This window comes from Christensenella sp. (assembly GCF_034927525.1).
Taxonomy (GTDB): domain Bacteria; phylum Bacillota; class Clostridia; order Christensenellales; family Christensenellaceae; genus Christensenella.
The window spans coordinates 1-7,930 of sequence record NZ_JAYFPU010000313.1 but is presented as its reverse complement, the minus strand read 5'-3'; the positions used below and the strand labels follow the sequence as shown (position 1 = coordinate 7,930).

Annotated in this window: 7 protein-coding genes and 2 pseudogenes; 8 read left to right on the top strand and 1 reads right to left on the bottom strand. The window is 50.9% G+C overall.

Going from position 1 to position 7,930, the window contains the following annotated elements; genetic code table 11:
* Nucleotides 1-277, bottom strand: a 277-nt coding sequence (locus VB081_RS12705) for a pyruvate formate lyase family protein (RefSeq protein ID WP_323401152.1), incomplete at its 3' end; no start/stop codon positions are given.
* Between the two features lie 322 nt (nucleotides 278-599).
* On the opposite strand from VB081_RS12705, the gene VB081_RS12700 reads away from it, so the two are divergent.
* The 8 genes and pseudogenes from VB081_RS12700 to VB081_RS12665 all read left to right on the top strand — a co-directional run.
* Complete coding sequence (locus VB081_RS12700; RefSeq protein WP_323401151.1) at nucleotides 600-1,514, top strand: glycyl-radical enzyme activating protein; 915 nt, start codon at nucleotides 600-602, stop codon at nucleotides 1,512-1,514.
* 41 nt (nucleotides 1,515-1,555) lie between these two features.
* Nucleotides 1,556-2,191, top strand: a complete 636-nt coding sequence (locus VB081_RS12695) for a class II aldolase/adducin family protein (RefSeq protein ID WP_323401150.1) — start codon at nucleotides 1,556-1,558, stop codon at nucleotides 2,189-2,191.
* A gap of 13 nt (nucleotides 2,192-2,204) precedes the next feature.
* The gene (locus VB081_RS12690; RefSeq protein WP_323401149.1) at nucleotides 2,205-3,062 is read left to right on the top strand and encodes an L-ribulose-5-phosphate 3-epimerase; all 858 of its coding nucleotides are present in this window, start codon (nucleotides 2,205-2,207) and stop codon (nucleotides 3,060-3,062) included.
* A pseudogene (locus VB081_RS12685) lies at nucleotides 2,977-3,807 on the top strand (FGGY family carbohydrate kinase); the annotation flags it as partial. The gene VB081_RS12690 and the pseudogene VB081_RS12685, both read left to right, overlap by 86 nt.
* Nucleotides 3,808-4,584 (top strand): FGGY-family carbohydrate kinase, encoded by a 777-nt coding sequence (locus tag VB081_RS12680; protein ID WP_323401153.1) that lies wholly within the window; start codon nucleotides 3,808-3,810, stop codon nucleotides 4,582-4,584. It begins immediately after the preceding pseudogene.
* Between the two features lie 10 nt (nucleotides 4,585-4,594).
* On the top strand, nucleotides 4,595-5,572 hold the full coding sequence (locus VB081_RS12675; protein ID WP_323401148.1) for a sugar-binding transcriptional regulator: 978 nt from the start codon (nucleotides 4,595-4,597) through the stop codon (nucleotides 5,570-5,572).
* 39 nt (nucleotides 5,573-5,611) lie between these two features.
* Nucleotides 5,612-6,715: a GntR family transcriptional regulator gene (locus tag VB081_RS12670; RefSeq protein ID WP_323401147.1), complete on the top strand. Its 1,104-nt coding sequence runs from the start codon at nucleotides 5,612-5,614 to the stop codon at nucleotides 6,713-6,715.
* Nucleotides 6,716-6,828: 113 nt separating this feature from the next.
* Nucleotides 6,829-7,930: pseudogene (locus tag VB081_RS12665) on the top strand (biotin/lipoyl-binding protein); the annotation flags it as partial.

Below are 7,930 nucleotides of genomic sequence, written 5' to 3'. Positions count from 1 at the left end.
CCTGGTTGCCGACCAGCAGCTCGCCATCCAGAATGAAGATGCTCATTTCCTCCAGTACTTTTTTAAGCGCCTTGGCGCGCAGGATATAGATGTTTTCTCCTTCGAATTCCCGATAGGCCTTCGTAACCGCTACCGCACGCTCCGAACAAATGGTGGGTGTGGAAGCAAGCAGAAAGTTGCGCAGGTCTTCGATCCTTTTGCTGCGGTACACCGTCTTGCCAAGTATGGAGGCATGGGTGTCTTTGTATTGTTTTATATTCTCGTTGACATATTGCATGACAAAAATCTCCTTCTTTTCCTAGATTATAGGTATAAAAGGTGGGTGTGTAAACGGCTAAAAGGCTATTTTAAGCCTTTTGATAACAACTTTTTGTTGTTTTCCGGTATAAGGATGACAAGCATTTTGACATATGTTTTCAAAGTTGTTATTAACGCAAAATATGTTGTATTTGAATCGGATTTTGTTCTTGAGTTTCTGTTTTGGGCGGTCTAACATATGACTTGACAAATGACATCAGCTCGAAAAACATTCTTAAAATTTCTGGCGCAGCACAGCGCCATAACGGTTTGGACATTTTCAAAAATACAGGAGAAAACAGATGGAGAGAACGGGGAACGTATTCAATATTGAAAAATTCCATATCCATGACGGCGAGGGCATCCGCACGGCGGTGTTTTTAAAGGGCTGTCATCTCCGCTGCCCATGGTGCAGCAATCCAGAGTCGCAGAATACGCAAAGGGAGATCGTTGTATTCGATAACCTTTGTACGGCATGTCTGCGCTGCGAGGGATTGTGCCACACAAAGGCGATCTACCATATCGAAAACAAGGTGCGGACAAACGCCTCTTTGTGCGATTTTTGCGGGCGGTGTGTTGCGATGTGCCCGGCCTCGGCGCGGCAGATATACGGTCAGGATATGAGCGTAGAAGAAGTGATGCACGAGGTGATGAAGGATGCGATCTATTATGCACGCTCGGGCGGCGGTGTGACGATCACAGGCGGCGAGCCGTTGCTGCAGGCGGAATTTGTCCACGACCTTGTACGCGCTTGCAAAAGTGAATATCTGCCGGTGGCAGTAGAGACGTGCGGCATCGTAAGCTGGGACAAAATGTGGATGGGGCTTGCCGATGTGGATGAAATACTGTTGGACATAAAAACGACAGACCCCAAAAAGACGGCGGTGATCATGCCGGATGGCGGTGACTATATCGGAATATTGAGAAACAATATTTTCAGGCTGCGGGAAAAGGGTAAAAACGTGATCTTTCGGTGTCCTATCATCCCGGGGTTCAACGATACGAAAGCCCACGTGATGTCCGTCATCATCTGGGCCAAGGAATTCGGCATAGAGCGTATAGACCTGCTACCCTTCCACCAGTTTGGCAAGCACAAGCATCGTGCGTTGGGGCTTGACTATGTGATGGAAAAGGATGTGCAGCTGAAAAACGAGGATATGGAAGAACTAAAAATGCTGGTGGAGCGCGCGGACATCGCGTGCGTGATCGGCGGATAGCAAAGCAGACCAATATTTTTAAATAAACGGAGGACAAAACAATGTATGAACAAGACAAAAAGGCGATCATAGCGGCGGCTCTTGAAATGAAGGACAACAGGCTGATCACGATGTCCGGCGGGAACGTCAGCGTACGCAAGGAAAACGGCGACATCATCGTCACGCCGTCCGGCATGAACTATGTGGGTATGGTGCCTGAAGACCTGATCGTTTATAACAAAGAGGGGGATATCATCGAGGGGACGCGCAAGCCGTCTGTCGATACGATCGCGCTGCAATACATTTATGAGCACATGCCGGAGGTGAATGCGATCATCCATACGCACCAGCCATACGCAACGGCGGTAGGACTTATCAGCGATACGCTGCCTGCTTGCTGCACCACACTTTCCAACGTGGCGCTCGGCGAAGTGCATGTTGCGCCGTACAGTACGCCGGGAAGCCTTGAGATGGGCATATTGACCGTGGATTATTCCAAAGGGAAACGCGCAGTGATTTTGCGCCACCACGGCGTTGTGACCATTGGCGGAAACCTGAAGGAAGCGCTTTATGCGGCAGTATATACGGAGGACGTGGCGCGTAGTTATCTGGCTGCCAAGGCAGCAGGCGAACCGGCGATCATGACGGAAGAGGAAGACCGCCTCGCGGTGGAGATGTTCAGCAGGTATGGACAATAAATAAGGGGCAAACATGGATTTGAGAGACTGTAAGGTGGGGCTTTATGAAAAAGCCCTGCCGCAAGGCCTTGGATGGAAAGAAAAAATAATAGAAGCAAAAGCGGCGGGCTATGATTTTATCGAGATCAGCATCGACGAGACGGACGAGAGAATGGCGCGCGTGAAAAGCGGTAGCAGGGAAGGCAAACAAATACGTAAGGCGCTAATGGAAGCGGATTTTCCTATCCTAACCATGTGCCTGAGCGGCAACCGCCGCTTTCCGATCGGCAGTATGGACAAAAAAACGCGCGAGGCAGGGCTTGCGCTCATTCGTGACGCGGTGGATTTTGCGGTAGCGACAGGCATACGCATCGTGCAGCTTGCGGGATATGACGAATATTATGGATCGCGCAGCAAGGATACGGAACGATTGTTTTTGGAAGGACTAAAGGAATCTGTAAGATACGCGGCATGTCGTGCGGTGACGCTGGCCATCGAGAATGTAGATACGGATTTTATGGATACGCTTGCAAAGATCAAAAAGTACGTTGACGCGGTCGATTCACCCTGGCTCAAGATATACGCGGACATCGCCAATCTGACAGCACGCGGCGTTAGTATGCAGCAGCTGTATGCAGACATCGGACAGGCTTATGCGGACACGATCGCATGGCATGTGAAGGACGGAAAGCTGAATGTGATCCGCGATACGCCGTATGGCGATGGAATCGTCGATTTTGATGCGTTTTTTGCCTATTTGAAGGAGCATGGCTATGCGGGGCTTTTTGTGATGGAAATGTGGTCTGATGGAAGCGAGGTCTCCATCGGTTATGCGGACACGGCGCGACAGTTTTTGCGGGATAAGATTAGTATTGCAACGAGCGCGCAGTAAAGAGGAAAGGCAGGGGCAGGATATGGCACGGTATTATATTGGCCTTGATAACGGCGGCAGTGTATCTAAGGCGGGCATGTTTGACGACAGCGGCAACGAGATCGCGGTGGCAACGGCGATTGTACCGCAGATATTGCCGCAGGCCGGTTATGTGGAGCGCGATACAGACGTGCTATACAGGGCAAATGCGCAGTGCATCCGTGAGGTCATCGAAAAAAGCGGCGTAGACCCCAAAGACATTGGAGGCGTATCCGTCACAGGGCACGGCAACGGTCTTTACCTGATGGGTAAAGGCGGGCAGCCAGCTTATAACGGCATCATATCAACAGACCTGCGCGCCGCTGGCCTGGTCGAGGCGTGGATGGAGGACGGTACGTTTGAGCGGATATTACCGAGGACGAAGCAATCGCTATGGGCGGGGCAGATCGTCCCGCTTTTGAAATGGTTTTTGGTGAACAAGCCGGAGGTGATCGAGCGGTCGCTATATGCGCTTTTCTGCAGTGTCGTGATCCGTTATTATCTGTCGGGCTAAGCATGGGGAGAGATATCCAATATGTCGTCCATCAGCGCAATGGACTTATTGAGCGGGGAATATTCGCCGGAGGTATTGCGGGAGTTGGGAGCGGAGGAATGTATGCGCCTGCTGCCGCCCATCAGGCGATCGACGGATGTTTGCGGCAGGGTGACGCAAAAGGCGGCGGACGAGACCGGGCTTATGCCGGGGACGATCGTCGCGGGCGGATTGGTGGATTTTACGGCCTGCCCGATCGCAACGGGCATCGTGGACGAAACGGTGCTGAGTATTGTGGGCGGTACATGGGCGATCACCTGTTATGCGGACAAGCAGCCCGTACAGGACAAAGATTTATTTATGTCTTCTATCTATACGGTGGATGGATATTATAATATAATGGAAGGGAGCATGACGTCCGCGAGCAACCTCGAATGGTTCATTCAGAAAATATTAAAAGAGGAAAACAAGAGCAGCAAAGAGTATTACGGGCTGTGCAACAATTTGGTAAAGTCCAAACGGCCGGAGGATTGCGACGTTATGTTTTTGCCTTATCTTTATGGAACGAACGCCAATCCAAGGGCACAGGCATGCTTTGTGGGACTTACGTGCATGGACGACAAGGCAAGCATGCTGCGTGCTATTTATGAGGGCGTTGCTTTTTCTACGTGCTATCATGTGGAAAAACTGATGGGATATAAAAAGGACGGCGTGAAGATCGCGCGTATTTCGGGCGGGCCGTCGAATTCGAAGGTGTGGGTACAGATGTTTGCCGATGTGCTTGATATGCCCATCGAGGTGTGCAAAGCAAAGGAACTCGGGACGCTGGGCGCGGCGATGTGTGCGGCTGTCGCAGACGGACGCTTTGCGGATATGAAGGAAGCGGCGCAGGCGTTTTACCACGCAAGCTATACGTGTGAACCAAACGAAGATAACGTCAAAATATATGCCGGAAAATACCGGGAATTCAAAAGGCTGATCGGGACGATGGACGCTTTTTGGTCTGCCTAGGAGAGTGCGCATGGACGCAAGGAACGATATACAGATCATGGTGCAGTGCGCCAAAATGTATTATACGGAAAAAATGACACAGGCGGAGATCGCAGTAAAGCTGGGGATATCGCGCTCGGGCGTATCGATGATGCTTTCAGAAGCGATGGAAAACGGCATCATAGAGATCAACATCAAGGATCCGTACGCCAACAACGATGCGCTGTCCGGCATCTTTAAAGACCGGTTCCGTTTGGACGATTGCCGGGTCGTGCCGACGAACGTCAGCTCGGAGGAAATGCTGATCCGCATCGTATCGTCTCAGGGCGGGCTGCTTGCGTCGGAGATTCTGAAAAGCCATTCGGCGCTGGGTATTGCGTGGGGGCGGATGTGCTATGAATTTATGCAGTCTTTCCCGGTCAACAGGGATATTTACGACGTGAACGTGGTGCCGCTTTTGGGTGGCTCTAACCGCGTGGGCATGGAATATCAATTGAATGAAACGGTGCGTATGTTTGCGGAAAAACTGCACGGTACGCCGTCGTTCATCTATGCGCCCGCGATCGTGGAGACGATTGCCGACCGCGCGCTTTATATGCAGAGCGTGTATATGCAGTCTATCGTAGAGAAGTGGGCGAACATCGATTTTGCGGTAGTTTCGGCGGGTGCCCCGCCCGATTATTATGAGAACAATACGAGGGTACCCATCGACAGGATGATCGACCGGATCAATGAAAACTACGGGAAAGCCGTGGGGGATATCTGCGCTTTTCGCATCAACATCAAAGGAGAATTTGTCAACAACGACTACAACAGCCGCATCATCGGCATCGGCGAGGAATATTTGAGGAAAGCGGGCAAGGTGATGTGCATCATCGCGGGAGAATACCGTGCGCTTTCGGCAATCGGCGTACTAAATACTGGTCTGCTCAATTACCTGGTGATCGACGAGAAAACAGCGCAGCGCGTGCTTGAAATTTTGGACAGAAAGCTCATCCGCTGTTTATAATAAAACAGGGAATGTGATTCCGGAGGTCAGGAAAACGGTATGGATGACAATAACAGAAAAAATTTTAATTTTAAGTATATTGTCCTAAAGCAGTGGATCGTGGATAACATCAAAAACAAGACGTTTAAGTATAACGACAAGCTGCCGTCGGAGAATTTATTGTGCAGAAAATTCGGCATCAGCAGGCAGACCGTCAGGAACGCGATGGCGCAGCTGAGTGAAGAAGGCGTTGTGAAGAAGGTGCGCGGGAGCGGTATGTACGTCAACAAAACGTTTGCCGCCGCGACGTCAAAAACAGTGGGCATATTGATCAGTTACTTAAATGAATATATTTTCCAGCATATTTTCAAAGAAATCGAAACGGTGTTGCAGCTTGAGGGATATGAGATCGACTTGTGTATTTCGGAAAACAGGATCGAACAGGAACGCGGATTTTTGGATCGTATGTACCATTCGGACGTGGCGGGGCTGATCATCGAGGGGACACGCTCGGCGCTTCCCAATCCGAACATCAGATATTACCGCAAACTGGAAGAAAAGGACGTACCTTTCCTGTTTATCCATAACTATTACAACGACGTAAAATGTCCAAGCATTTTGATGGACGACATCGGTGCTTCTAAGAGGATGACGCAAATGTTGATCGAGGCGGGGCATACGGAGATTGCGGGCATCTTCAAAGGCGACGATTTGCAGGGGCACCGCCGCTATCTTGGATATGTGGAGGCATTGAATGAAGCGGGAATCCCTGTGCGCGAGGAGCTGATCGGTTGGTTTTATTCCAACTACGACAACAATATTTTGCTGGAGATCAGCATCAAAGCGATTCTCGACACGCTCGACTACTATACGGCGATGGTTTCTTACAATGACCTGATCGCCCTTGAGATCAACAAGTTCTGTGTGAAAAACGGGATCAGTATCCCGGACGATGTTTCGATGGTCAGCTTTGACGACGGCGTTGCTTCAAGTAGTCTGGGTATTATTTCGGCGAAGCACCCAAAGAAATTACTGGGGATCGAGGCGGCCATGCGTATATTGCGCATGATCCGCGAGGGACGCGAGGCGATCCCGCCTGTACCGTACGTGATCAGCACGGAGCTTGCGCTGCGGGACTCCATCAAAAATATAACCGCCTTATGAGGCGGTTTTTTTGTGCAAATAAGATGGATCATGTGACAAAATTTAATCAATGGTTCATAATGGAGGGGTAAACTTGACACATATCACAACAAGGAAGGATCAGGAGAAACAGGATGAGCGGAGAAAATGTGGTAAAAACCAAGAAAAAGAAAAAATGGCCTTTTATCGTCTTAGGCATAGTAATCATATTGATCGTTGCGCTGGTGGTCGTGTCTTCCATGCAGCCTCCGGCAGTGAGCGCGGCAAGCATGATGCAGCAGGCCACAGTGCAGAAGGGAAGCATTGTGGAAACGGTCGTTGGATCGGGAAACCTTGAATATGGGGATACGCAGGATTTGAAAGTTCCGGCGGGCATAAAAATAGACAAGGTGCTGGTGGAAAAAGGTGATTATGTGGAGCAGGGCGAAGCGCTGGCGACGGTGGACGCGACCTCGCTGCAGGTAAAGCTTACGTCCATCAAAGACGAGCTCGATGAGCTCGACGAGCAGATCAATGCGACTAAGGACGACACGGCTTCGGACGTAATCAAATCGCACGTGAACGGACGGGTCAAGGCCATCGCTGCAAGCGAAGGAAGCGACGCTGCGGATGTAATGGTCGAGGCGGGTTCGCTGATGACCATTTCAATCGACGGCAAAATGGCAGTGGACATTGAATCCACCGCAACCCTTTCCACCGGCGACAAAGTGAAGGTGGAGCTTGCGGACGGGAGCATAAAGGACGGGACGGTGGAACGTAAGGCGGGCAATGTGATCACTGTCACGCTGACGGACAACGGCCCTGCGGTTGATGAAGCAGTTACGGTGAGAGATAAGGACGGCAACGAGCTTGGTAAGGGAACGCTTGCGGTCAACAACCCCATCACCATTGCGGGAACGGGTGGTACGATCGATAAGATTCACGTAGAGGAAAACGAAAAAGTCAGCAAGGGCAGCAAGCTGGTCACATTAAGCGATGTGGCACTCTCGTCAGAGCACGCGGAGCTACAGCAACAACGTGCAGACCTGATGGAGTCATACCAGACACTTGTGCTGATCTCTAAAACGGGGTCTATCACGGCGCAGGGCAGTGGTACGATAGAGAGCATCAATATTGCGGACGGGACGGTGGTTTCGGCTGCTTCGGCTTCGTCGCAAAGCAGTTCTTCGGGCAGCAGCGACAGCAGTAGCTCGCAGGATTCTTCCTCCTATGAACAGCAGATGCGGAGCATGGGCA